This window comes from Pseudomonas sp. EU05-FHT14B02 (genome assembly GCF_058791055.1).
In genome coordinates this window covers 76,535-99,542 of sequence record NZ_JBYTDD010000014.1, presented here as the reverse complement: position 1 = coordinate 99,542, position 23,008 = coordinate 76,535, and the positions used below count along the sequence as shown (strand labels likewise).

At 57.9% G+C, this 23,008-nt stretch carries 23 protein-coding genes and 2 pseudogenes; 10 read left to right on the top strand and 15 right to left on the bottom strand.

Annotation, left to right across the window (positions count from 1 at the left end; all coding sequences use genetic code 11):
- Positions 1 to 127: 127 nt before the first annotated feature.
- The 3 genes from AC3WTM_RS14910 to pdxR form a co-directional block, all read right to left on the bottom strand.
- Positions 128 to 1,393: an MFS transporter gene (locus tag AC3WTM_RS14910; RefSeq protein WP_102669609.1), complete on the bottom strand. Its 1,266-nt coding sequence runs from the start codon at positions 1,391 to 1,393 to the stop codon at positions 128 to 130.
- 51 nt (positions 1,394 to 1,444) lie between these two features.
- The gene (locus AC3WTM_RS14905; RefSeq protein WP_102669610.1) at positions 1,445 to 2,515 is read right to left on the bottom strand and encodes a sugar phosphate isomerase/epimerase family protein; all 1,071 of its coding nucleotides are present in this window, start codon (positions 2,513 to 2,515) and stop codon (positions 1,445 to 1,447) included.
- Between the two features lie 112 nt (positions 2,516 to 2,627).
- On the bottom strand, positions 2,628 to 4,136 hold the full coding sequence (pdxR, locus tag AC3WTM_RS14900; protein WP_102669611.1) for a MocR-like pyridoxine biosynthesis transcription factor PdxR: 1,509 nt from the start codon (positions 4,134 to 4,136) through the stop codon (positions 2,628 to 2,630).
- A gap of 267 nt (positions 4,137 to 4,403) precedes the next feature.
- Here pdxR and AC3WTM_RS14895 point away from each other — a divergent pair, with 267 nt between their 5' ends.
- Positions 4,404 to 6,527, top strand: coding sequence for a TonB-dependent receptor (locus tag AC3WTM_RS14895; protein ID WP_102669675.1), 2,124 nt, complete (start codon positions 4,404 to 4,406; stop codon positions 6,525 to 6,527).
- 101 nt (positions 6,528 to 6,628) lie between these two features.
- Here the strand turns inward: AC3WTM_RS14895 and AC3WTM_RS14890 are convergent, their stop codons facing one another.
- The 8 genes and pseudogenes from AC3WTM_RS14890 to AC3WTM_RS14855 form a co-directional block, all read right to left on the bottom strand.
- Positions 6,629 to 7,081: a thiol-disulfide oxidoreductase DCC family protein gene (locus AC3WTM_RS14890; RefSeq protein ID WP_102669612.1), complete on the bottom strand. Its 453-nt coding sequence runs from the start codon at positions 7,079 to 7,081 to the stop codon at positions 6,629 to 6,631.
- Between the two features lie 111 nt (positions 7,082 to 7,192).
- The gene (locus AC3WTM_RS14885) at positions 7,193 to 7,399 is read right to left on the bottom strand and encodes a co-regulatory protein PtrA N-terminal domain-containing protein (protein ID WP_057714876.1); all 207 of its coding nucleotides are present in this window, start codon (positions 7,397 to 7,399) and stop codon (positions 7,193 to 7,195) included.
- A 73-nt stretch (positions 7,400 to 7,472) separates the two neighbouring features.
- Complete coding sequence (locus AC3WTM_RS14880; protein WP_102669613.1) at positions 7,473 to 8,126, bottom strand: hypothetical protein; 654 nt, start codon at positions 8,124 to 8,126, stop codon at positions 7,473 to 7,475.
- Between the two features lie 277 nt (positions 8,127 to 8,403).
- Complete coding sequence (locus tag AC3WTM_RS14875; RefSeq protein ID WP_102669614.1) at positions 8,404 to 8,682, bottom strand: DUF2790 domain-containing protein; 279 nt, start codon at positions 8,680 to 8,682, stop codon at positions 8,404 to 8,406.
- A gap of 615 nt (positions 8,683 to 9,297) precedes the next feature.
- A pseudogene (locus tag AC3WTM_RS14870) lies at positions 9,298 to 10,272 on the bottom strand (methyl-accepting chemotaxis protein); the annotation flags it as partial.
- A 282-nt stretch (positions 10,273 to 10,554) separates the two neighbouring features.
- A pseudogene (locus tag AC3WTM_RS14865) lies at positions 10,555 to 10,863 on the bottom strand (PAS domain-containing protein); the annotation flags it as partial.
- Positions 10,864 to 11,077: 214 nt separating this feature from the next.
- Positions 11,078 to 11,614, bottom strand: a complete 537-nt coding sequence (locus tag AC3WTM_RS14860; RefSeq protein ID WP_102669617.1) for a P-loop NTPase family protein — start codon at positions 11,612 to 11,614, stop codon at positions 11,078 to 11,080.
- A gap of 114 nt (positions 11,615 to 11,728) precedes the next feature.
- The gene (locus AC3WTM_RS14855) at positions 11,729 to 13,066 is read right to left on the bottom strand and encodes an MFS transporter (protein WP_102669618.1); all 1,338 of its coding nucleotides are present in this window, start codon (positions 13,064 to 13,066) and stop codon (positions 11,729 to 11,731) included.
- Between the two features lie 228 nt (positions 13,067 to 13,294).
- On the opposite strand from AC3WTM_RS14855, the gene AC3WTM_RS14850 reads away from it, so the two are divergent.
- Positions 13,295 to 13,861 carry a nucleotidyltransferase family protein gene (locus tag AC3WTM_RS14850; RefSeq protein WP_173677907.1) on the top strand — a complete coding sequence of 189 codons (567 nt, stop codon included), beginning with the start codon at positions 13,295 to 13,297 and terminating at the stop codon, positions 13,859 to 13,861.
- Between the two features lie 57 nt (positions 13,862 to 13,918).
- Complete coding sequence (locus tag AC3WTM_RS14845) at positions 13,919 to 14,080, top strand: DUF2986 domain-containing protein (RefSeq protein ID WP_008053384.1); 162 nt, start codon at positions 13,919 to 13,921, stop codon at positions 14,078 to 14,080.
- Positions 14,081 to 14,434: 354 nt separating this feature from the next.
- On the opposite strand, the gene AC3WTM_RS14840 is transcribed toward AC3WTM_RS14845, so the two are convergent.
- A complete protein-coding gene (locus AC3WTM_RS14840; protein ID WP_102669620.1) occupies positions 14,435 to 15,757 on the bottom strand; it encodes a DUF1329 domain-containing protein in 1,323 nt (440 codons plus the stop codon).
- Between the two features lie 330 nt (positions 15,758 to 16,087).
- On the opposite strand from AC3WTM_RS14840, the gene AC3WTM_RS14835 reads away from it, so the two are divergent.
- Together AC3WTM_RS14835 and AC3WTM_RS14830 are read left to right on the top strand one after the other, a co-directional pair.
- Positions 16,088 to 16,333: a hypothetical protein gene (locus tag AC3WTM_RS14835; protein ID WP_102669621.1), complete on the top strand. Its 246-nt coding sequence runs from the start codon at positions 16,088 to 16,090 to the stop codon at positions 16,331 to 16,333.
- Between the two features lie 192 nt (positions 16,334 to 16,525).
- Positions 16,526 to 16,957, top strand: coding sequence for a GFA family protein (locus tag AC3WTM_RS14830; protein WP_102669622.1), 432 nt, complete (start codon positions 16,526 to 16,528; stop codon positions 16,955 to 16,957).
- On the opposite strand, the gene AC3WTM_RS14825 is transcribed toward AC3WTM_RS14830, so the two are convergent.
- Entirely contained in the window at positions 16,916 to 18,193 is a 1,278-nt protein-coding gene (locus AC3WTM_RS14825) for an MFS transporter (RefSeq protein ID WP_256586003.1), read from the bottom strand. The genes AC3WTM_RS14830 and AC3WTM_RS14825 overlap by 42 nt on opposite strands.
- A gap of 134 nt (positions 18,194 to 18,327) precedes the next feature.
- Here AC3WTM_RS14825 and AC3WTM_RS14820 point away from each other — a divergent pair, with 134 nt between their 5' ends.
- Positions 18,328 to 18,786, top strand: a complete 459-nt coding sequence (locus AC3WTM_RS14820; protein ID WP_102669623.1) for a winged helix-turn-helix transcriptional regulator — start codon at positions 18,328 to 18,330, stop codon at positions 18,784 to 18,786.
- Between the two features lie 20 nt (positions 18,787 to 18,806).
- Here the strand turns inward: AC3WTM_RS14820 and AC3WTM_RS14815 are convergent, their stop codons facing one another.
- Together AC3WTM_RS14815 and AC3WTM_RS14810 are read right to left on the bottom strand one after the other, a co-directional pair.
- On the bottom strand, positions 18,807 to 19,265 hold the full coding sequence (locus AC3WTM_RS14815; RefSeq protein WP_102669677.1) for a metallophosphoesterase family protein: 459 nt from the start codon (positions 19,263 to 19,265) through the stop codon (positions 18,807 to 18,809).
- Positions 19,266 to 19,299: 34 nt separating this feature from the next.
- Positions 19,300 to 20,217, bottom strand: coding sequence for a LysR family transcriptional regulator (locus AC3WTM_RS14810; RefSeq protein WP_057714853.1), 918 nt, complete (start codon positions 20,215 to 20,217; stop codon positions 19,300 to 19,302).
- A gap of 198 nt (positions 20,218 to 20,415) precedes the next feature.
- On the opposite strand from AC3WTM_RS14810, the gene AC3WTM_RS14805 reads away from it, so the two are divergent.
- The 4 genes from AC3WTM_RS14805 to AC3WTM_RS14790 all read left to right on the top strand — a co-directional run bounded on the left by AC3WTM_RS14805 (position 20,416) and on the right by AC3WTM_RS14790 (position 23,008).
- Positions 20,416 to 20,856, top strand: a complete 441-nt coding sequence (locus AC3WTM_RS14805) for a DoxX family protein (protein WP_102669624.1) — start codon at positions 20,416 to 20,418, stop codon at positions 20,854 to 20,856.
- A gap of 75 nt (positions 20,857 to 20,931) precedes the next feature.
- Positions 20,932 to 21,855: an NADP-dependent oxidoreductase gene (locus AC3WTM_RS14800; protein WP_102669625.1), complete on the top strand. Its 924-nt coding sequence runs from the start codon at positions 20,932 to 20,934 to the stop codon at positions 21,853 to 21,855.
- 142 nt (positions 21,856 to 21,997) lie between these two features.
- The gene (locus AC3WTM_RS14795; protein ID WP_102669626.1) at positions 21,998 to 22,735 is read left to right on the top strand and encodes an SDR family oxidoreductase; all 738 of its coding nucleotides are present in this window, start codon (positions 21,998 to 22,000) and stop codon (positions 22,733 to 22,735) included.
- A 15-nt stretch (positions 22,736 to 22,750) separates the two neighbouring features.
- Positions 22,751 to 23,008: an Atu4866 domain-containing protein gene (locus AC3WTM_RS14790; RefSeq protein ID WP_090455185.1), complete on the top strand. Its 258-nt coding sequence runs from the start codon at positions 22,751 to 22,753 to the stop codon at positions 23,006 to 23,008.

Here is a 23,008-nt window from a genome sequence, read left to right as displayed (position 1 = left end):
TCCGGTAACTCGGGCTATAGCAAGTGGCTCTAGTGGGGCTGGTAACTGTGCAGCAAATCAACATGCAGGGTGTGGTGGCACCGGACAAGAGCGCCGCCCTGGGCAGCGCTGCATGCACCATCTATGTTCAGGCTTGCGCGGCGCTGACTTTGCCAGTGATCGTGGCGTTTTTGCGGACCGCTTGATACAGCAGGCTGGACACCATGAACCCGATAATGGCCAATACGCTCATCAACGAGAACACGTAGTTGTAGCCCTGCTGACCCGGGAAGTGGTCAAGGATGGCGCCATAGATGACGTAGGCGAACATGCCGGGCGCGTAGCCGATCAGGCAACCGATCCCGAAGGCTGAACCGGTGATGTGCTGGGGAATGCCGACTTCACCCATGGGGGCCCAGAACACGCCGCGCATGGAAAAGACAATCAGCGCGAAGGAGAGGGTGGCCGCCATGCCTGCGTAGATGAAATCCGGGCTTTTCGGAATGAGCATGATGACACCCATCAGCGGCAACAACGCCACGAATGCCCACTTCAGATAGCGGCTGGAACTCTTGAACTGTTTGTCGGCAATGAAGCCACCGGCAGGGCCGCCCAGGATCTTGAGGAAGTACTGGTTGATGATGCCGTAGGCGCCCACCAGGGCCACGGGCAGCTCGTACATTTCCTTGAGGTAGGGAATGAAATAGGTCAGGCCGCAGTACACGATGTAGACCATGAACACGTTGAGGCTGACTAGCCAGATGCCTGGCACCTTGATGGCCTCGAACAGGTTCGACAACCCGTTTTTCGGCTTGGCGGTAGACTGGGTCTTGCCGCTCTTGAGCAGCAGCCAGGTCAGGGTCCCGGCAAGAATGTCGATGACCGAGTAGAACAGGATCGCCGATTTCAGACCGTTTTCACCGGAGCCCATGGCGACGAAGACGCCCAGCGCAGAGAAGGCGACCAGGGTATCGATGACGCCACGCCCGCCTTCGAGCAGGCCGAACAGGCGACCCTGTTCCTTATCGTCGCCCAGGTTGCGGATGGCTTTGAGCAGCGAAGGCCAAAAGAGGCAGTCGGCACACACGGCCAGCAGGCAGAACACCACCAGCAGATTGCTGAAGGGCGGGAAGGTCGCCAGGTAAAGCCCGAGGCCGCCGGTACCAATCAAGCCAAGAGGGATCAGCTTGCGCGTGTCGTACCGGTCGGCAAGCATGCCGCCCACCACGAACAGCGCGGTGGCGATGATGGCGTTGGCGCTCAGCAGCACGCCGATTTCAGTGTGGGACAGCCCCATGAATTCTTGCATGGGGATGTAGAAGGCGTCTTTGAGATTCGCCAGCTTGTAGATGGTGCCGCCACCGAGGATGAGAATCAGGAATCTGAGCCATTTGGCCTTGTCATGGGATGTCATTATTGTTCTCCAGGCGTTATTGGGTAGGCAGTGCCGGTCGGCACGTCAGGTTCAGGCGTTAGCGCAATGGGCCAGGGTCAGCTCGGCCAGAGTGCGGAACTCGGCCAGCAGACCCCGTATGTAGGCGACCTGGTTGTTTGCCCAACGGTGCTCATCGACCAGCATTCGCTCCAGCGAGAAGCCTTCCGGCAGCGCTGTTTCACTCATTTCCCTGTATGCAATGAACGGATCGGCGGCTTCGTCGAGCTGGCGGAACGACGGGGCGACGTAGTGGTTTTCCTGCTCCAGAATGAAGGCGATCACTTGCGGGGTTGATTCGCCGAGCATCAGCAATTCGAACAACATGCGTGCGTTGGGCAGGTCATCTTCGTCACAGCCTTGCAGCACGCCGTAATGCCCGAAGCCGTTTTGTTCAGGCACGATGCGCACACCCTTGAGGTGGGTCTGGCGTATGTGCGGCGCCAGGGTGCGCAGTGCCGCCAGGGGCTGCTCGCAGGCATTGATCATGTTGCCGAAGTCGAACAGCGCGTGCAGGCGAGGGTGGTTCAGCCGGTCCAGCAGTTGCGCGATTTCGGCGCTCTTGAGTTCTTCATGCTGTTCGAAGTCGAAGAACAGATCGTGCTCGTCTGCCTGTTGCGCGAGGTAGTGCAGGTCTGACTCGATCACGTCCATGACCCGGGACAGCGCCCCTTCGTAGCGTGAGTAGACACGGATGTTGCGGGTACCCAGCGCCTTGGCAATGGCGATCACTTGATCGACATCTTTTTTCAGCGTGCTGCTGATTTCCAGATGCACGTCCAGCCCCAGCGCATTGGCCTTGTCTGCAAACGCCTGAAGTTGCGCGGCGGTCATTTGACTGAGGCTGTTTTCCTCACCGTCGAGCAGGTGCAGGCTCAGGCCCTGCAGTTCGTGGCGATAGGCAAAATCCAGCAGGTCGCCAGGGGTGACACGGCCGTGGGTCAGGTTGGTCAGCAAGGGGTAGGCGTGGGCAAACAGGCGCAATTGCGCCAGTCGGTCGAGCAACTGGCGGGCCAGTGCCTCAGTCAGTACGGGGGGAGCTCCGGCCTCGACAGCCTTATGGCTGAGCAAGGCGTTGAATCGTTCCTGGATCTTATTGTTCATTCGAGTCGTTCCTGGTTCAGACACCGGGTCTACCGGCGCAGCCTTTATCGCGCCAGTCAGGAACTCTCGATAGATCCATTATCAGTTAAATCATAAGACCACTTGCCTTGGGTCAAGTGGCCGGTTGCAGGTAGCCCATTTTGTCCAGGGCCTGGGCCAGTGCTTCGACGCGCGCCTGGGCCTGGTCCTCGGGGGTGCTGGCAAAGCCGATCAACAGCGCCGGTGGCAAGACATGTTCGACGCAGTAGTCACTCAGGGGATAGGTATGAATGTCATGCTGGCCGAGTTCCCTGGCCAGGGCGTCGTCATCGAGATGCGCGGGTAACCAGGCGATCAGGTGCATGCCGGCTTCCACCGGCGTGATCCTGAAGAAAGAGCCCAGCCGTTTCTGGAGTTGTTCGACCAGTGCCTGCTGGCGAGCCTGGTACAGGGCGCGCATTCGACGAATATGGCCGAGAAAGTGGCCTTCGCGCATGAAGTCCGCCGTGGCGGCCTGTAGCAGCGTGGGCGGGCTGCGATCCATGACCGCCCGCAGGGTGCAGAAGGGTTCGATCAAGGCGTTCGGCAGTATCACGTAACCCAGTCGCAGCGAGGGGAAGAGCACTTTGCTGAAGGTTCCGGCGTAGATGACCCGGGCCCATTGGTCCATGGCATAGAGTGCCGGCAGGGGGCGACCGTTGTAGCGAAATTCACTGTCGCAGTCGTCCTCGATGATCCAGCTTTGATTCTGGGCGGCCCAGTCGATGAGTTCCTGGCGTCGCCCATAACTCATGGTGACGCCCAAGGGATGCTGACGGGAAGGCGTGGTAAACACCAGGCGGGCGTCAGGACACAAAGCCAGGCCTTGCCGGACATCGATCCCCTGTTCGTCGATACGCAACGGCACGACCTGACCACCTTGGGCCTGGAGCGCAATGCGCGCCGCGATATGCCCCGGATCTTCCATCCAGAAACTGTCCTGCGGATTGAGCAACAGCATGCCCAGCAGGTTGAAGGCTTGCTGGGCGCCGGACACGATGACCACCTGATCGGCACTGCAATCGATGCCACGGGCATCGAAGACGTACTCGGCAATCGCCTCGCGCAGGGCCAGCAATCCCTGGAGTTCGCCATAACCAAGCATGGCCTTGGTCGGCTTGTGCAGGTGGCGGTTCAACAGCCGCTTCCAGACCGATTGCGGGAATGCATCGTAGGCGCTGTGGCTGGGCAGGAACGAGGTCGGGCTCCCGGTCGCCCAGTCCGCATAGGAAACGCCGCGAAAATGATCGCTGCGCAATGACAGCATGGACTGGCTCAGGTCGGACAGGCGCGGAGGCTGACGCTTGTGTTCATCGTCTTCAATACCGCGGCTTTCCCATTCATGGCCGACATAGGTCCCGGCCCCGGTCCTCGACGTCAGAAAACCTTCGGCAATCAGTTGATCGAACGCATTGAGAATGCTGATTCGCGACAACTGCAGTTCCTTGCTCAGGGTCCGGGTGGAGGGCAGGCGCACGCCTCCCTGAATCCTGCCACTGAGGATCTGTTTGCGAATCTGCAAGTAGAGTTGGCGGTACAAGGGGATGGAACTGGCACGGTCCAGCTCGATACCTGACAACAGCAAACCTGCGGAGGATTTCATTTTTGGTTCGTCTGGATGAAGTGTGGTTTGGCCTGAATTACCGTCAGGCACCGGGGTGCGAAAGGGTATCGAGGGGGGCCGGATAAGTCATCCACCGCGGCGTCAGCGTCACAATAATCTGGCTGCCGAATACGGCATTGCACTACCGCTTCTGTCGACCAACCATGAAATTGAGACGATCGTTCTGAACTGTATATAGGAATGATATGTATTTACTTACAAAGGATAATCGTTATTATTCGCGCGATAATTTAAACAAAGGTGTCCATAGTGGCTCGATCGCGCATTTACCCAGCCTCTCTGTCGTTGCTGGGTGTTCTGGTTGTACCTGATTTACAGGCAGAAACGGAGTCTGCTCTAACCCTACCGGCAACTGCTGTGAACAGTGAGTACAGCGAGCAGAACTACATGTCGACCGAGAGCAGGAGCGCGCTGAAGATCGACGCCCCTCTACGGGATATCCCGCAAACCGTCAATGTGATTCCCCAGAGCGTCATCAAGGATCAGGGGGCGCGGTCGATGGAGGACGTGCTGAAGAACGTCCCTGGTATCGGCCTGTCCAATGGTGACGGTCAGCGCGATCAGGTCACCATCCGTGGTTTCAGTGCCATTGGCGACATGTATGTCGACGGCATCCGCGACGATGCGCTGTACTTTCGGGATCTGTCCAACGTCGAGCGGGTGGAAGTGATCAAGGGGCCGGCTGCGGTGCTTTATGGCCGAGGCTCTTCGGGGGGGCTGATCAACAGCATCAGCAAGACACCCAACTTCGCACCCAAGCAGGAGGTCGGCGTCAGTGTCGACAGCGAGGGCGAAAAACGCACTCAGTTCGATGCCGGTTGGGCCGATCAGCAGCAAGGCAATAAAGCCTTTCGTGTGACAGGCGCGCTGGAGAACAGTGACACCTACCGGGATGACGGCTACATCGACCGCAAGGCCATCGCGCCTTCGGCCTACTTCAAGCTCTCGGATGATCTGGAACTGGACCTGGGTGCTACCTATCTGTATGACAAGCGCCTGATTGACTTCGGCATCCCGGCACGAGGCGATCGACCGGTCGATGTGGACCGCGACAAGCGCTTCGGTGCCGCCGACCCGGATGATGACTACACCCGCAGCGAAGTGTTTTCGTTCACGGCGGGTGTCGACTACCGGATCAACGACGATTTCAGCCTGAGCAATACCAGTCGTTACTACCACTACGACCTGGATCGCAACAACACACTCGCTGACTCCAGCCCGACACGTTTCGTCACTGCTCCCAATGGTGAACTGCTGGTAAAACTCAATCGTGGCAACGTGCAGCGCAAGGAGGACGGGTGGTTCAACCAGACCGAACTCAAGCAGCGCACCGTGCTTGCCGGGATGAACCATAACCTGCTCTATGGTGTGGAACTGGGGCGCCAGGTCAAGGACCAGTCCGTATTCAGCCAATCCAATGTGGCCAGGGTGCCGGTGTACCGCGATGCCTTGGTCGACGTGCCGTTCCAGGCCAATCGGCAAACCGCCAAGGGTACCAACACCCAGGACACCGCCGGCTTCTACATACAGGACCTGATCGAACTGGCGCCACAGTGGAAGGCACTGCTGGGTGTACGTTACGACGTGTTCGACCAGGAGTACGCCGATGACCTGACGCACAGCGAGCTGTCCCGCACCGATACGACCTGGAGCCCGCGAGTCGGTCTGGTCTACCAGCCTGATCAAGTGCAGTCCTATTACGTCTCGGTGAGCCGTTCCTACCAACCCTCCGCCGAGATGTTCGCCCTGAGCACGACGAACCAGGATCTTGAGCCAGAGGAAACCACCAACTTCGAGATCGGCGGCAAGTGGGACCTGCTCGACAATCGCCTGGCGTTGACCGCGGCGCTGTTCCGTCTGGAACGCACCAATATGAAAACCAGCGATCCGGCGAACCCGACCAAACTGGTGCTTGCGGGTGAGCAGCGCACCGACGGTCTTGAGCTGACCGCCAGCGGGCAGTTGAGTGACAAATGGCAGGTCTATGCCGGTTACGCCTTTCTGGATGCCGAAATCACCAAGTCCAACAGCTTTACCAACGGGGTCGCCAACGAAGGGCAGGTGCCCACCCTGACGCCGCGCCACAGCGCCAACCTGTGGTTGGTGCGTTCGCTGACGCAAACCTGGCGTGTGGGCATGGGGGCCAACTATGTCGATGATCGCTATACCGCGCTGGATAACAATGTGGTCATGCCGGCTTACACAACCGTGGACGCCGCGCTGCTGTACAACGAGCCGAAATGGGACATGGCCCTGCGTCTGCGCAACGTTTTCGACAAGGACTATTACGCTTCGGCGCATGGCTCAGTGGATCTGATCACACCGGGCGCCCCACGGACGCTGGAACTGAGCACCAACTATCGCTTCTGAGTACAGACCTGAAGAACAGGCGCCCGGCATTGTCGGGCGTTTGTTTGAGGGGATGGTTTTCTGAAGGGATGGCCGGTTCCGGTTCATGCGCGTGAGGGCGTTCATAGGGGGGCTTTCAAAAAGCGCTGTTCATGATCAGGATCCGGCAACAGGCATGTGTCGTATTTCCCGAAGAGCCGATAACGATTAAGCGCAATGCGGTCGTATGCCCAATCCAGAAGCGTGCGAGGAAAGATTCGCAACAGAAGCACGGGGTGCCAGCGTGCGGGCAACTGGGCAATGACTTCGAAATATGCTTGCGAACGCTCCCAGTACTGTCGGTCGCGGATCACCGCCATGGTGTGGAACTGATCCAGAGGCAAACCTGCCCATGCGAGCAGAGCCTGCCCCTCGGGTGACTGAACCGCCGCCAACCGCACGCGCCGCTGGCGGTCATGGCGAATCAAGAATCTCACCCAGCCATTGCATAGCTTGCAGACACCGTCGAACAAGACCACCGTCTCTCCCGGTTTGAGCAACGGCGCGGGTGAGGGGCGGGTTTGCGAGGCTGGCATAAGCGTGGGTCCAAGGGATCTCGGTTAAACCGGCGCCAGCAGCACCTTGGGTGCTGCTGGCGAGGCTTGAGGCTGCACATTTCTGTCAGCCGGGGGGGCAGGCTACATCGATCAGCTGTTGGTGTGATTGGCAGCCTTGGCTTTGCTTTCAGCGACAGCGGCTTCAGCCTTCTGTTTCTGTGCAACCTGGAAGGCCTCCATCGAGACTTTCCGGGCCGACTCCATGCGATTGAACGTCTTGTCACCACCACCTGTGGCCATCGCCAGAGAAGAAGCGGTCAGAGCGGCGATTACGAAAAGGGCTTTCATGGATTTCATTTGGGTATCCTCAAGTGACATTTTACGAACTGCTAAAAATGGGTTTTATTGGCTAAAGCTGAACTTCCTTGTCTCACCATCCAGCCAGGGCGGCATTTCCTGGTGACCAGGTGCCTTGCTCCCTACGCGCTTCAGCGTCTCTGCTTTTTGCCCAGGTAGTGAGCAGTACCATCGCCCCGAAACCACCGACGATGAGTACCGGATAGGCTGCCAGCAACTCCACCAGCGAATACTTCCAGGCCAGCGGACGACCAACACCCAGCATGGCGGCATAGAACCACGACACGCCAGAGAGGGCGCCGGAGAACAGCGCCAGCATGCGCAAGCTGAAGGAGAGTTTGAGTAACGAACCGGCTTTTTTCAGCGCCGGCAATACAGCGCTATGCAACAGGAAACCGTTAAAGGTCAACAGCACAACTATGCCGATTTTGGCTTGCAATTTTGGATTGAGGAAATATTCCATCCCCTTGCCGGCATAATCGATCCCGACAATACCAATGCCCGTAATCCAGAGCGCTACAAGTGCAAGCACTACGGTTTTTTGAAGGCTTTCCATGTGTGCGTCATCGTGGTGGCCTGACGCATCTCCCTTCAGGAGTTGCTTGACCATCGCAATGTCACTGGTCAAGACCAGCCCGATTGCCACACAGCAGGCGATAAGATGAAAATATACAACGCCTAAACGCACGTATTCCACGGTGGACGAAGAGAACATACTAAGTTCCATGGTGACCTCTTGGTTTCAATAGTGAATCAACTTGGCTCTATGCACGATTTGATTGAAACTTACCGTTGCTGACTGCCATTTAGATCCAGCAATTGTTATCAATTAATCTTGCGACATTAAGCCACCAAGATAAAAGTGAGTTTCTCGAATGAACTTTTTAGTCATTCGATCATGTCCATTTTCAAGTAACAAAAAACCTCAATCGCACTGAGTGCATGGGAGGTTTAACTTCCGCTTCTGGGGGGCGGTGAGGCCCGGAATCCGATCGACGAGCGGATCAGGCAATGCTGGTGGGGCTGGCAGGGCTTGCACCCCATTCGAGGAAACGGATCTTGTGAAGCTCACCCTGGCTGTCCAGGTAGACCACAGTCACTGGTACTACGCCGGTCTTGTCGGATGTATCGGTACGCTGCAGTACCTGTTTCACATCGATGTCCATACCGTAGTGGTAATCGACGGCTGAAACATGTGCGCCGGGTTCTTGCAGGTTGTTCTGGTCAAAGACACTGGGTGCGAGACTGGAAATCACGGCACTGACAATTGTGGCCATGCTCATAAGGCTGTACCTCCATTGAAGTTCGCTGGACGGGGACCTAATGTGACACGTTGAGTAAGTGAAGTTCACCTTAGCGCGACGAACGCGCCTGCCTGAAAAGCCTGTAGTGGCTGCAAACTCCCGGCAATTCCCCACGCTTGACGCCTTTCGACCATTCGTCCTTTTAACCCCGTATTTGTTGACCAAAGTCCGTTTTTGAACGATGTCATAACATGTCATGATGGATTTTCATGCAGGGTGAATCAGTGATTCCAACTCTGTCTGCCGAGTCCAAACGATCGCGAACGGCTGTATTACCCAAGTCCATTTTACAGAGCCAGAGGAGCTGTTTACTTCCTGGCCGAATAGTTCGGCGGCATCTCTGGCCTGCATCATTTCCTTGTCTTTCGACCTGTTACTGACATAGGAGCCACAAGCCAGGTTAAAGGTGATGGCGATAGTGGCGTTGAGGGACGCGTCGCTGTTTTCCACTGAAAGATTTTGTGGGGGCGCAATGTCACGGCACGCTAAATCGCCCTTACCGAGTCTGGTAAAGCAGAGTCCGATATTGAATGAGTGCTTCTGGCCGATGGCTGCCTGTTGTCCGGATGCAAGATGGTCAACAGGCACTGATGGCTATCGGCTGAAACGTTCGGCCAGGCTGTGCAGATAATCGGCCATGACTTCCAGATCCTGGCTGATCGCGGCGCCTTGCATGGCCTGCCCGGCACTGTGGTCGCACAGTTGGGCAATACGGGTGATCTGCTGATTGATATCTTCAGCCACATGACTTTGTTCTTCAGACGCCGAGGCCATCTGCTGGCTCATGCCGGTTATCCGGGTGACGGCCTGGCTGATGCCAACCAACGCCGACTGCACCGCCTCGACACTTTGCATGCTTTCGCGGGAAATCTGCTCGCCACGATTGGCCGTTGATACGGCGCGATCGGCACCGGCATACAGTGAAGCGATGATGCCGTGGATCTGTTCGGTGGAGGTGCGGGTGCGTTGTGCAAGGGAGCGCACCTCGTCGGCAACCACTGCAAAACCGCGACCTTGCTCACCTGCCCGGGCCGCCTCGATGGCCGCATTGAGCGCCAGCAGGTTGGTCTGTTCGGCAATGGAGGTGATGACATCCACGACACTGCCGATCGATTGCGTTTCGCTCGCCAATGCATCGACCGCCTGGCCAATCTCGTTGACCGCCTCATGCATGGTTTTCATGGCGCTCAGGCTTTGCCGGGCCAACTCACTACCGTCACGGGTCAACTGGTCAGCCTCCGACGCGGCATGTGCGGTGCTGATGACGTTCTGCGTGACTTCCTGAATGGTGGCGGCCATCTGTGAAATGGCGGCGGCAGACTGATCGGTTTCACTGCGCTGACGATCAAGCGACTGTGCCTGGGAACCTGAGAGCTCGGATGATTGCGCCGCCTTGGCCTTGACATTGACCCCGGCATCGACGAGCCGGCTCAGGGCTGTCTGCAGGCGCGCTTCCTCACTGACCATGGCCATGTCCAGTTGCCCCTGGGGGCCGTGGTTATCGCTGTAGGTGAGGGCGACCAACGGATCGGAAAAGGCTTTCGGATGCTCGGCCAGCGTACGCTCGATGGCCTTGCGATTTCGGGACTCGATCAGGTACCAGGCAACTCCAAGGCTCGCGATCAGGACCCCTTGTGCCGCGGTTGTCGATAGCCACTGAATACCGAGCAGTGAAACCCCGCCAGCCATCAATAATGGCCACCCCTGTCGCAGTGGCCGGAAAATCCGCGCGCTGCGCGCAACGATCGGCTTGCCGGCCCGCATCCTGGAATAGAGCGCTGATGCTCGGCGGACCTGGTCACGGCTGGGCACCGAGCGGACCGACTCGTAGCCACTCATGCGTCCGTTTTCATAGATGGGCGTGACGTAGGCACTGACCCAATAGAAATCACCATTCTTCGAGCGGTTTTTCACAATACCCATCCAGGGTTTGCCTTGCTTGATGGTGTGCCACATATGCACGAATACCCCGGGAGGCATATCGGGGTGTCGAACCAGGTTATGGGTCTGACCCACCAGTTCGTCGTAGGTGAAACCGCTGATGGCAACAAAGGCGTCGTTGCAGTATGTGATTCGGCTATCCAGATCGGTGGTGGAGATCAATCGCTGTTCGGTGGGGAAAACTCTTTCATGCTCGGTTACGGGTAAATTCACACGCATACAATGCGACCCCTCGGATTATTATTATGTTGAGCATATAAATCAGAAATGCGCCCAGGCATTGCGCCAGCCGGGCCAGGCGTCAGATCGGGGATTCAACGCGCGGGCCCGAAGAGGAATTTATGGACGGGGGAGGCTATCGACCATTCATTCGACGACAATTTCTTTTCATTTCATGACAAGTCGGCGATATCAATGTGAAATCATGCGCCCTCTATACAGGGCAGGTGCCTGGCATTGCGGGCAAGCCATGGAGAAAGGCGGCAATCTGCTGGCTATTGCACAAATGCACCACAGGAATCCGCGGGCCTGTGGTCAGGCGCACCGCCTCGATACCGGGGCGGTAACCCTGATCGAAATTCCACACAAAGTTCAGAAAGGTCAGGAACGCCCGGTCGAGCTTCTCTGGGCAACCGGCTGCCAGGTCAGGGCGAGGGCGCTTGCTGACGCTGCGCATGATCACTCGGGCGAAGCAGGTCAGTCGCGGCGTATCGAGCCAGATGATCAGGTCGGCCCGGGGCAGGCGAAGGTCAAAGGTGCGCCGGGCATAGTTGCCTTCACAAATCCAGGTATCCTCTGCAACCGCGGCGCTGACCCGCGCGCGGAATTGCTCCGCGTCGGGTTCTAACCAGCCGGGCTCCCAGAACAAGGTGTCGAGGTGCACCACGGGCAGGCCCAGACGCTTGCCAAGGGCGCGGGCGAGGGTGGATTTGCCGCTACCGGCATTGCCTAGAATTACAATCCGTTGCATGAGTGACGTCCTGTCGCGAAAAAAGCCGGCAATTGTGCAGGGTTTTGACGGCCAGTCAACGGCCGCTTGGGGAAACCTCGCTCACGTGACGGCTGGCCGGCTTGTTTCGTGTTTTCAGGCGGACGCGCCCACGCCCTCGGCTTTCTCCTGCGTCGCAACGTCATGCAGGGAAATCCTTGAAGTCTCCGATAATGCCAGCCCGCCCGCCAATGCGAGCAATGCAATCGCAATCAGATAGAACGCTGGCGACAGGTTGCTGCCGGTGGTGCTGATCAGCCACGTTGCCACCAGCGGAGCGGTGCCGCCGAAAAGGGTGTACGCCATGTTGTAGGTGATCGCCGAGGCGGTGTACCGAGTACGGGTAGGGAAGGTTTCCGAGAGCAAGGCTGCGGTTACCACGCCACACAACACCGCCCCAATCGCCAGAAGCATGACGCCGACGATGGACGCGGCGAACGAACCGGAGCTGGCCATCAGAAACGATGGATACACGACCAGGATCAACAGCGCGCATGCGGTCATCACCGTGACTCGACGCCCGACCCGGTCCGAATACAGTCCGGCCAGCGGGCAGATCGCCGCAGCGAACAGCAATGCAATCAGTGAAACCAGCAAGGCTGTTGCGCGACTCAGGCCTCCGGCGACTTGCAGATAGGTCGCGAAGTAGGTGGTGAACATATAAAACGAAAGTGCCGTGAGTGACACAAAAGCGCCCAGGCAACAGATCGCCGCACCATGGTTGCGCAAGGTTTCCTTGAGGGGAGAATGTGCGACCGCATGTTCCTGAGTCACCGCCTGGAATGCCGGTGTCTCATCGAGCTTCCAACGCAGGTAAAGCCCCACCAGGCCCAGGGGCGCGGCAATCAGGAACGGCAGGCGCCAACCCCAGCTTCCCATTGCTTCGGCCGACAATGACGCCTCGAGCGCGTAGGCCACCACGGCGGCCGCGGCGAAGGCGGAAAATGTCGACACCGGAATGAAGCTGCCGTACCAGGCGCGCTTGTCACTCGGCGCATGTTCCATCAGGTAGGCACAGGCACCTGCGTATTCTCCCCCGGCGGAAAAGCCTTGGGCGCAACGGATCAGGGACAGAAGAATCGGCGCCATGACCCCGATTGCCGCATAAGTGGGCAGCAGACCGATCAGGGTCGTTGCTCCGGCCATCAACAGGATGGTCATCGCGAGGGTGCGCTTGCGGCCGATCCTGTCGCCCAGCATGCCGAAGAAAATCCCTCCAAGGGGCCTAAACGCAAAGGCCACGGCGAATACCGCAAAGGTCTTGAGCAGCGCGGCACTGGCATCGCCGCTGGGGAAGAATTGCTGGGCGATGGTCGTAGCCAAAAAGCCATACACGGCAAAGTCGAACCACTCGACGAAATTGCCGATGCCGGCAGCCACAATCACTCTTCTCAGTGTTTGTGGGCTGACTTGTTCCGTAGTTGCGTTCGTCATGCTTGACCTCGACAGTTCGTCAGTAAGCTATCGATTATCGGGGCAGGCACTGAGGTGGTTCGCTTCAAAAGTGTCACCCACATAGTCAGTACCGACTTCAGGCCATTGCATCAGGCATGATTCGCGCCAGATTGGCAGAGGGAGAAAAAAGGGCGACTTTTTTGCAAATTTGAAAAGCGTTGAGGGTATTGTCGATCGCCGGGATTAGATGAATCAGAAGGGATGAAGATGACATTGACTGTCGAAAGCCTGGTCAGGATCGCAATGACCAATCCGGTAAACGCAGAGATTTCCGCTCGTTTGCCGGAGCTCGGTTTGAACCAATGCATGCTAACGGCCGGCTGCCTGTTCCAGGCCGTCTGGAATCAACAGGCACAGCGCCCGCCGGAGTGGGGCGTGAAGGATTACGACGTCTTTTACTTCGATGATGACCTGTCATGGGAAGCTGAGAATGAGGTCATCGAATCAGGTCAGCGTCTGTTCCAGGACCTCGACGTGAACATTGAGATCAAGAATCAGGCTCGCGTCCACCTGTGGTACCGCCAGCGCTTTGGCGGGGATTATCCAAGGCTTCAGTCAGCTAAAGACGGGATAGATCGCTACCTGATTGCCGGCACCTGCATTGGTCTGGATATCGAAACGGGCGAGGTCTATGCGCCCAACGGCCTGGCCGACACCGAGCTCGGACTACTTCGAATCAACCCAAAGAATCTCAAGCCAGAGCTGTTCGATCAGAAGGCGAGAAGTTATCAGGCTCGCTGGCCCTGGCTCAGGATCGTGGAACAGCAACGTTGAATCGGTTAAATGTCTCAAGCTGATATCATTCAAGAATTACAGGCTGAGTAGAACAACATGAACCGTCAAAAGAAACTAAAGCAACTGTTCAAGGCTAAGGCCAAAAAGGCCAGTGCCAAACTGGCACCGAAGAGCAAGCCAAAATACATTTGTAAAGCGGACCGATTGAAGCTGGCTGCGCAAACCAGTGACGAGTCAACGATCGCCTCTGAGAGCTGATTCAGGTCGGACCGCGTAGACGTGGTCGCCCCCTTCCTTCAAGTCGAAGCCGCTTCGCGGCTTTGAATGGCCAGATCCCCCTCGCTACATTTGACCGGCCACTTCGGGACGATTTCTGCCGTCTCGAAAGGCGTGAAGCAGTCGGTCATTTGCATCTGCAATTTCCGGAGTGATTCAGTTGGCCTGCAATCGATCCATTTCAAGCACTCGCCAGCGATTACAATTGGCCGCTGGCTAATCCTCGCAATCTGCACAAAAACATTCACCCGACATCTCAAGCCCTCGGTTCCGTTGAATCTTGGGGGCTTTGCTATTCATCGGTCATGCATGATCGGGAGTTGCTTCGCCGCGGACCTAACGGATACCGGCACCCGCCATGGACTCTGGCACCCACTGCGCCGTCGATAGCGGCTCGATGTAGCGGATGCCGCCATGGGGGCCCACCACGCCATTGATGTTGTAGGTGCCTTTGGACAGGTCGTAAGTCATGAAAGGGGTGGCGTCCGGGACCTGCTGGTCGTAGCTCTGGCTGAAGAACGCGAAGGAGCCGCGGTATAGCTGGCCACTGGTGTCGTACTGATCGGAGGCCACCGCTGCCCAGGTGTCTTCATCCAGGTAGAAGCGGCGCTTCTGATAGATGTGCTTCGCCCCCGGCTTGAGGTTGCCCTCCACGACGTAGACCCGGTGCTTTTCCCAGCGTACGAAGTCCGGGGAAATGAAGTTAGGCGTGGTCAGCGACTTGGCAGCGCGAGCGTAGGTGAGTTTGTAAGTGTTGTAGGGCACGATCATTTCCTGCTTGCCCACCAGCGTCCAGTCGTACAGTTCGAGCGCACGGGCAGTACCGGGGTTGGGGGTGTCGTAGGCCAGGATCGAGATCTGTTTGACGCGGCGCTGGGCAGGCATGTACTGCCAGGCGCGGCCAGGGAACTCCGCCGGGTTGGTCGCGTTCTTGAGCATGATCGACTCGCCGGCTCGGCGCGCAGGTCCGGTATAGGACAGCTTCAACTGATAGTAGATGTCGGAGCTGTTGAACGGTTTCGACAGGTTCTCGTAGATCGGGAAGGAGACGAATGCCTCGCCGGTGACCGCCAGGCTCGGTACGCCCGCCGTGTCGACGCTCCACGAGTCGTACTTGGAGTGGATGTTGACGCCCTGGTAGCGCAGGAGAAAATTCCACATCGCTTCGGCACCGGATTGCGGAATCGGGAAGGGCACCCCGGGCATCACATTGTCGATGGCGATCCCGCCGTTGAGGGACCTGGCGTTGGTGGCATTTCGGCGGCTGTTGTCCAGTACCGCCTGTGGCAGCGATGCCGTGCGGTGGGTCGGATAGACATCGACGCGAAAGTCGGGGTAGCGCTTGGCCAACGCTACAGTGGTGGCGGTCAGCAGGCCTTTGTAAGTTTCGACGTTCTTGCCGTTGATCACCAGTAACGGTCTTTCACCTGCGAAGGGGTCCGGGCGCATGCTGTCGCCGGTCTTGAAACCGGGCGGCGCAGTGGTCAGGCCACCGTTGTAGGGCGGAATGGAACCGTCGGCATTACCGGCCTTTTCGGCTCCCACCCACGTCAGGCTGGTGCCCAGCCGGGCGGCTTCCTGGCTCGATACATAGGCACGGGCATCGATGGCCAGTGCCATGAGGGGTACAGCAGCCAGAAGACTTTTCACGAATTTCATATTGTTATTCTCCTGCCTGGCGTACCAGGCAACTCGTGACTCAGGCGCAGCAGTCGCTTACGTCGACTCATCACCAGAGACTTTTTCAGTACTGCCATTAGATAGCCCCCTTATCAGGGGCGCTTTTCATTCGACGACAGCCCCTTGGCTATTGATGACAGGCCCGGGCTGTCTCGGCGGGCATTCGATGGGGCAGTGGCTATCACTTGTTTGCATTTTTCAGCGGAATCATTGGGTTACCGAATGGTCATAGTTATGTCTGAACACTGCCCGGACGAAGGTTTCGAGCAGCCATGACCCTTCCATACTTCCGACGTTTAGGACGTTCATATGAATCGCGCAGTAATCTTCATCGTGGCCATTTCCAGCGCCGTCTTGTTGGGGGGGTGCGGCCCGCACTGGGATGACGGAGAGCGGTACGGGCGATATCACGATCATGACCATCGACGTGGCTACGACCAGAGAGGGGACGATGATCAAGGTTATGACCGTGACGATGATCGTCGTGGTTATGATCGCAGGGACTATGATCGCGATCACCGTCGCTACCGTGATCGCGATGACAACGACGACTGATAGGTTCAACGTCATTGAAATGCAGGGGGGGCTAGTGGGGAACTGCGTGAAATAGGGGCAGGAGAAGCCCAAAGTTATCATTTTGCCAAGCCGACATGGCAATAAGGGGCCAGTAACAGGACGGCCCCCCTTTTCCAATACCAACCCGTTGACCGGCAAATACGGATGAAGCATTTTTCAAGGGAGATACTCATGACATCAGGGCAATGTCTTTGCGGGGCGGTACGTTTTTCCCTGGCGGTTGAACCCCGATTTTTCTATCGCTGCCATTGCACCCTGTGCCGCAAGCAAACCGGGGTCGGCCATAATCTTGCCACGCTGGTCAACGCTCGCGATTTTCGGTGGGAGCAAGGGCAAGGGACGATCACGGGGTGGCGCAAACCCAGCGGGTACAGAAATGACTTTTGCTCCCGATGTGGCTCGACCGTGCCTAATGTTCTTCGCGAAACGCCTTACTACTGGATTCCGCTTGGACTACTCGATAGCGAGTTGAGCATGGAGTGTGTTGGAGACTTCTGCACCGATGATGCGATGTCGTGGGATGAACAACGCTCGGCAAAAAGTCATTGCGCAGCCCCGGATTCACTGGGGTTTCTTCTGCGTGAGTTGCAGGTCGATGCTTGACTCAGGCGCGAGGTCGGCTTTGGGACCCGTTGACAGTTGGAAGGTGAACAACCACAGCACCAGGGCCGTCACACTGATCGTTGCGCCCAGCAAGCTGACGGCAATCCACCCCCATAGCGCATAAACCTGCGTCGCGGCGGCGGCACCCAACGCGCTGCCCACCGAGTAAAAGCACATGTAGGCGCCGACCATGCGGCTTTGGGCATCGGGCCGTGCGGCGAAAATCTGGCTCTGGTTGGTGACGTGTACGGCCTGCACAGCGAAGTCGAGCAAGACCGCTCCACAAGCCAGCGCGATCAGTGACGACTGTGCAAAGGCGATGGGCAGCCAGGACAGCGTCAGGATCGCCAGCGAAATACCGGTGACGCGTTGCCCCAAACCCTGGTCGGCCCAGCGCCCGGATCTTCTGGCTGCAAGGGCGCCGGCAACGCCCGCCAGGCCAAACAGGCCGATGACCGTGTGCGAAAGCGACAGCGGTGGGGCGCTCAACGGCAGCACCATGGATGTCCAAAATACGGAAAAAACGGCGAAGATCAGCAAGGCCAGCAGGCCCCTGATTCGCAATACCGGTTCGGTCATCAATAGCTTGAAGAGTGAGCAGATGAGTGTCGGATAGGTGTATCGACTGCGTGGCGTCACTGCCGCAGGCAATACTTTCCAGAACACCGCCGCGAGGGTGAGCATCAATCCCGAGGAAACGAAATACACGGCGCGCCAACCCGCCAGATCGGCGATCAGCCCGGACGTGAAGCGCGCCAGAAGAATGCCCAGGACAATGCCACTGGTGACGGTTCCCACGGCCTGACCACGTTGTGACGGCGTTGCCAGCGCAGCGGTGCAGGCCACCAGCACTTGAACCATCACTGCCAGCAAACCCACAACGATCATGGCCCCCAGCAGGGTCAGCCATTGCTGTGCGGCGCCGACTCCCGCCAGCGCAATCGCAGACAGCAGCATTTGCGTCAGAATCAGCCCTTTACGGTTTAACAAGTCGCCCAAAGGGACGATGAACAGCAACCCCAGCGCGTAACCGACCTGAGTCGCCGTCACCACAAACCCGATCTTTGATGGGGCAACATCCAGGCTGCGGGCCATTGAATCGAGTAAGGGTTGTGCGAAGTAGACGTTGGCGACGGCAAGCGCGCAGGTGACAGAAAATAAAAACGTGAGTTGCGCAGAAAGCCCTGAAGCCTGCGCGAGGAAAGGATGGGTGGCTGAATCGGTATCTGCTTTCACATGAGCCTCCGTGGCGCTAAACTGGTTTCAATTAGCAACTTGATTCATTGTTATCGAATCAGGTTTCATATTGCAACCACATTGCTCAAGACCAGTCGACGGGCTTGGCAGTCGTTATCCAAAAGGTAGAAACGATGGTCGTAGACCCTTTATCGCAAAGCAGCGAATGCCCGGTAGCACGAACACTGGAAGCCATCGGGGATCGTTGGTCGCTCATGATCATTCGCGACGCGTTTGACGACATTCGCCGATTCAGCGAATTTCAAAAAAGCCTGGGGGTGGCCAGGAACATTCTGGCATCGCGCCTGAAGACGTTGGTTGAGGTCGGTGTATTCGAGGTTCAACCGGCGTCGGATGGAAGTGCCTACAACGAATACGTCTTGACGGAGAAAGGACGTGAGTTCTTTCCTGTGGTGGTCAGTATGAGGCAGTGGGGCGAACGGTTTCTGTTCACGGGGGACGAGACGCGTTCAGTGCTGTTGGACAATGAGTACGGCCAATCCCTGATGCCGATTGAAGTTCGCTCCTCGAGCGGCCAAAAACTTGGACCGTCCGACTGCCACAGAGTGAGGGTGGTTGCCGGCAAGTCGTGAATCGAACGGTTGAGGGCGACTCAGTCGAGCAGCGATACCAGTCGCGGTTCGATTGACTGGTCAACCACTTCAAGCAACGCCAGGGTGACAGGCAACTTGAAGCGTCGGCGGCCGGCACTGCCGGGATTCAGGAATAGCCGTTCACCGCGCCAGTCGATGCACGGTTTGTGCGAATGACCGGTGATCACCAGCTTGATGCGGCTATCAAGATCGGCCGCCACGTCGGCGATGTCATGCACCAGCAGCACCGTCCAGCCGTTGAACTCCAGGCGCAGACAATCGGGCAACTCCCGCGCCCAGGATGCGTCCAGGTCATTGTTGCCCCGCACCGCATCCACCGGCGCGATCGTGGCCAATTGGTCGAGGATCGCCTTGCTACCGATGTCACCCGCGTGAAGGATGCGATCACAGCCTTGCAGGGCGGCAATGGCTTCGGGGCGGAGCAAGCCGTGGGTGTCGGAGATGACGCCGATTTTCATCGCGGGCGGCTCGAGATGCATTCTGGTTCCAGGTTCAAGCGGATGTCTCCTGTGCTGAGCATTGTTGAACGAAGCGGTCAATCAACCACCTCGCAGCCGGCCCCGGCGGCAAATCCGTGCGGTAGATGACGTCGAAGGTATAAATCCCGCTTTTATATTCCGGTATGTTCAGTTGCACGAGTCGGCCGCTCTCCAGGTCTTCCCGGACCATCGGGGCTGGCATGTTCCCCCAACCGATGCCTTCACGCAGCAGCATGTGCTTGGCGCCCAGGTCCGCCAGGCGCCAGGTGCGGTTACTGAGCACGGCGAAGTCCTTGTCCTTGGTCAGCACCGAACGGTCGGACAGCACCAGTTGCGTGTGCTCTCGTCCGGCACCCGGAACATTCGCGTCGCTTGAAGCCAGCGGATGATTCGGGGCCGCCACTGGTATCAACTCGACGCTGCCGACCCCCATCCTTTCAATACCGTCGATGCCCTCGTTCATGGGACCACTGACGCCGATGATCGCGCCACGGTTGATCACCAGTTCAGTGACGGCGCCGAGGGCTTCCATGTGCAAGTGCAGGGCAACGGTCGGGAACTCTTCGCGAAAGGACTTGAGTGCATCGACTACGCGCTCGGGGGGTAGCATGACATCGAGTACCACATGAACTTCGGCTTCAAGCCCCTGGAGCAGGCCCTTCACTTTGGCGCGTAATCCATGAACACCGTTGGCGATGGTCCTGGCTTCGGCCAACACCGTGCGGCCGGCATCGGTGAGCTGGGGTTTGCGGGTCGTCTGGCGATCGAACAGCGACACCCCGAGCTGCATTTCAAGGTTGGCGATCGAGTAACTGACAACCGAAGTGGCGCGATGAAGTTTTCTGGCGGCCGCCGCGAAACTGCCGACTTCCACGACCGTCAGGAACACCCGCAGTTGGTCCAGTGTCGGTGTTCCCGGGTCAGAGATCATGCCTGTTTCCTTGATCCAGACGTCACTCGGAATAATTGCACGATTGATCTCTCCTTTACCGGTTGGGTGGGTATTCTTTTCTAAAAAATCGAATCTAATAATCTAAATTAGTCGGCTATTCAGATTAGCTGATGCAGGGCAACATTTCCTCACCAAGGCGGTTCCTGTCGAATCGAAGCCAACTGAAGGAAATACCCCATGACGACCTCTGCAAACATCGCTCAAACAAGCACCTCTGAACAGAGCCGATCCGATGTGACCCAAGCCTCGGCCTCGTTGATCGGCCGCGTACTGCTCAGCGCAATCTTCATCCTTTCCGGTTTTTCGAAACTCGCCGCTCCGGCAATGATGGTCGGCTACATCGGTTCGGTCGGGCTTCCCTTTCCACAATTGGCGCTGGCGGTGGCGATCATTGTAGAGATCGGCGGTGGCCTGGCATTGATCGCCGGTTACCGTACCCGCACCGTCGCCGCTGTACTGGCCGTGTTCAGCGTGTTCACTGCACTGGCGTTCCATAACGCACTGGGCGATCAGAACCAGTTCATCCACTTCTTCAAGAACATCGCGATGGCCGGTGGCCTGTTGCAGGTCGTGGCCTTCGGTGCCGGTCGCTTCAGCCTCGACGCTCGCCGTCGTTGATCCCCCGCGCTGCGCAGGGCCCGCGCCCTCGCAGCGCAAATGTTTTGTCCCTTCTATTCGATTATCGAGGCCTCCATGAAAGCCCTGCGCGTGTACGAGTACGGCAGTCCTGAAGTTTTACGCCTGGAAGAGATTGCAGACCCTGTCGCCGGTGTTGGTGAGGTGCTGATCGATGTCGCTGGCGCCGGGGTCAACCCGATTGACTGGAAGATCCTGTCCGGCGCCATGAAAGCGTTCATCCCGTTGCCGCTGCCTTTTACCCCGGGCGTTGAGGTGGCCGGCACCGTCGTCGCTCTGGGGGAGGGCGTCACTGAATTCAACATCGGTGATGAAGTGTTTGGCTTCATCAACATCGTCGGCGGTTACGCGACCAAAGCGGTTGCCCAGGTTTCCAAACTGGCGATCAAACCAAAATCCCTCAGTGCCTTGCAGGCTGGCGCTGTCCCGGCAACGGCCCTGACGGCCTGGCAGGCGCTGACCGAACACGCTGGCGTGCAACGTCGCCAGAAAGTGTTGATCCATGCCGCGGCCGGAGGCGTGGGCAGCATGGCCGTGCAGATTGCCAAGTACCTGGGCGCTGAAGTCTACGCAACGGCCTCGGCACACCATCATGCCTACCTGAAGGAAATCGGTGCGGATTACACCATTGACTACAGGACCCAGGCTTTCGAGGAGTTGGTGTCCGGCCTCGATGTGGTACTGGACCTGGTGGGCGGCGAAACGCAATCCCGTTCGTTTGCGGTACTGAAAAGAAACGGTGTGCTGGTATCGCCGGTGAGCGCCCCAAACATGTCGCTGGCCAACGACTACGGCGTGACCCCCGCGAACTTTGCCACCCGTTCGGATGGCCGGCAGCTCTCGCTCATCGCCGAACTGTTCGACAAGGGACACCTTACCGTCGATGTAGAAACCTACCCGTTGAGCGAGGCGAAAGTCGCGATCGAGAAAAGCATGGCCCGCCACTTACGGGGCAGGCTTGTCCTCGATACAGCGAAGTAAGTTGTCGCCAGTCATTCCCGACAGGATCAGGCAAGTTGTCAGAAGGATCTGACTAACTGGCCGCCCGGCGTTATCCCTACTCTGGACTGGCAGCGAGACACCGCTCTCGCGTCACCAGGCACTCAAGTGAGGAATCAGGGTCATGTCGAACATCTCGAAAAAAGTCGTTCTGATCACCGGCGCGAGCAGCGGTATAGGCGAAGCGACGGCGCGTCTGCTAGCCAGCAAGGGCGCGCATGTCGTGCTCGGCGCACGTCGTACGGAGCGTCTCGAAATACTTTGCGCCGAGATCAACGCCAGCGGTGGAAGCGCCCATTTCCAGGCATTGGATGTCACCCGGCGAGCCGATGTTCAAGGGTTTGTCGATTTTGCCCTGGACCTGCATGGCCGGGTCGATGTGATGGTCAATAACGCCGGGGTGATGCCACTGTCGAAACTCGAGGCACTGAAAGTCTGCGAATGGGATCAGATGATCGACGTCAATATTCGCGGTGTCTTGCATGGTATCGCGGCCGGTTTACCGCTGATGCAAAAACAGCAATCAGGCCAGTTCATCAATATCGCATCGATTGGCGCCTACACCGTGAGCCCCACGGCATCGGTCTATTGCGCGACCAAGTTTGCAGTGCGCGCCATCTCGGAAGGATTGCGTCAGGAGGTCGGCGGGAACATTCGTGTCACGGTGATTTCGCCCGGTGTGACCGAGTCTGAGTTGGCCGAGAGCATTTCCGATGAAGGCGGGCGGGCCGAGATGCGCGAGTTCCGCAAGATCGCCATCCCTGCAATGGCCGTTGCTCGCGCTATCGCTTACGCCATCGAGCAGCCTGCTGATGTGGATGTCAGTGAACTGATTGTCCGTCCAACGGCCAGCCCGTTCTGAATCGAGGACTTGAACATGACAGCTAAAAAATCCGCAGATCAGGACAAGTACGTCGGTATGTGGGTCACGGCTGACGGGCTCATTCGCCATGAGCTTTTGCCGGGTGGTCGATACGATGAGGCCCGGGGCCGGCAGGCGAGTGCCTATCAGGGTCGATATTGGCTGGAAGGTGACCACATCGAGTACGTCGATGACACCGGCTTCACGGCTGATGGGGAGTTCCGTGACGGGATTCTCTATCACGCCGGCATGATTCTTTTTCGCCAGATGTAG

Excerpts from the sequence above, each read along its gene's own strand:
- AC3WTM_RS14910 (WP_102669609.1), bottom strand. The coding sequence starts at position 1,393 with ATGACATCCCATGACAAGGCCAAATGGCTCAGATTCCTGATTCTCATC.
- AC3WTM_RS14905 (WP_102669610.1), bottom strand. The coding sequence starts at position 2,515 with ATGAACAATAAGATCCAGGAACGATTCAACGCCTTGCTCAGCCATAAG.
- pdxR (WP_102669611.1), bottom strand. The coding sequence starts at position 4,136 with ATGAAATCCTCCGCAGGTTTGCTGTTGTCAGGTATCGAGCTGGACCGT.
- AC3WTM_RS14890 (WP_102669612.1), bottom strand. The coding sequence starts at position 7,081 with ATGCCAGCCTCGCAAACCCGCCCCTCACCCGCGCCGTTGCTCAAACCG.
- AC3WTM_RS14885 (WP_057714876.1), bottom strand. The coding sequence starts at position 7,399 with ATGAAATCCATGAAAGCCCTTTTCGTAATCGCCGCTCTGACCGCTTCT.
- AC3WTM_RS14880 (WP_102669613.1), bottom strand. The coding sequence starts at position 8,126 with ATGGAACTTAGTATGTTCTCTTCGTCCACCGTGGAATACGTGCGTTTA.
- AC3WTM_RS14875 (WP_102669614.1), bottom strand. The coding sequence starts at position 8,682 with ATGAGCATGGCCACAATTGTCAGTGCCGTGATTTCCAGTCTCGCACCC.
- AC3WTM_RS14860 (WP_102669617.1), bottom strand. The coding sequence starts at position 11,614 with ATGCAACGGATTGTAATTCTAGGCAATGCCGGTAGCGGCAAATCCACC.
- AC3WTM_RS14855 (WP_102669618.1), bottom strand. The coding sequence starts at position 13,066 with ATGACGAACGCAACTACGGAACAAGTCAGCCCACAAACACTGAGAAGA.
- AC3WTM_RS14850 (WP_173677907.1), top strand. The coding sequence starts at position 13,295 with ATGACATTGACTGTCGAAAGCCTGGTCAGGATCGCAATGACCAATCCG.
- AC3WTM_RS14845 (WP_008053384.1), top strand. The coding sequence starts at position 13,919 with ATGAACCGTCAAAAGAAACTAAAGCAACTGTTCAAGGCTAAGGCCAAA.
- AC3WTM_RS14840 (WP_102669620.1), bottom strand. The coding sequence starts at position 15,757 with ATGAAATTCGTGAAAAGTCTTCTGGCTGCTGTACCCCTCATGGCACTG.
- AC3WTM_RS14835 (WP_102669621.1), top strand. The coding sequence starts at position 16,088 with ATGAATCGCGCAGTAATCTTCATCGTGGCCATTTCCAGCGCCGTCTTG.
- AC3WTM_RS14830 (WP_102669622.1), top strand. The coding sequence starts at position 16,526 with ATGACATCAGGGCAATGTCTTTGCGGGGCGGTACGTTTTTCCCTGGCG.
- AC3WTM_RS14820 (WP_102669623.1), top strand. The coding sequence starts at position 18,328 with ATGGTCGTAGACCCTTTATCGCAAAGCAGCGAATGCCCGGTAGCACGA.
- AC3WTM_RS14815 (WP_102669677.1), bottom strand. The coding sequence starts at position 19,265 with ATGAAAATCGGCGTCATCTCCGACACCCACGGCTTGCTCCGCCCCGAA.
- AC3WTM_RS14810 (WP_057714853.1), bottom strand. The coding sequence starts at position 20,217 with ATGATCTCTGACCCGGGAACACCGACACTGGACCAACTGCGGGTGTTC.
- AC3WTM_RS14805 (WP_102669624.1), top strand. The coding sequence starts at position 20,416 with ATGACGACCTCTGCAAACATCGCTCAAACAAGCACCTCTGAACAGAGC.
- AC3WTM_RS14800 (WP_102669625.1), top strand. The coding sequence starts at position 20,932 with ATGAAAGCCCTGCGCGTGTACGAGTACGGCAGTCCTGAAGTTTTACGC.
- AC3WTM_RS14795 (WP_102669626.1), top strand. The coding sequence starts at position 21,998 with ATGTCGAACATCTCGAAAAAAGTCGTTCTGATCACCGGCGCGAGCAGC.
- AC3WTM_RS14790 (WP_090455185.1), top strand. The coding sequence starts at position 22,751 with ATGACAGCTAAAAAATCCGCAGATCAGGACAAGTACGTCGGTATGTGG.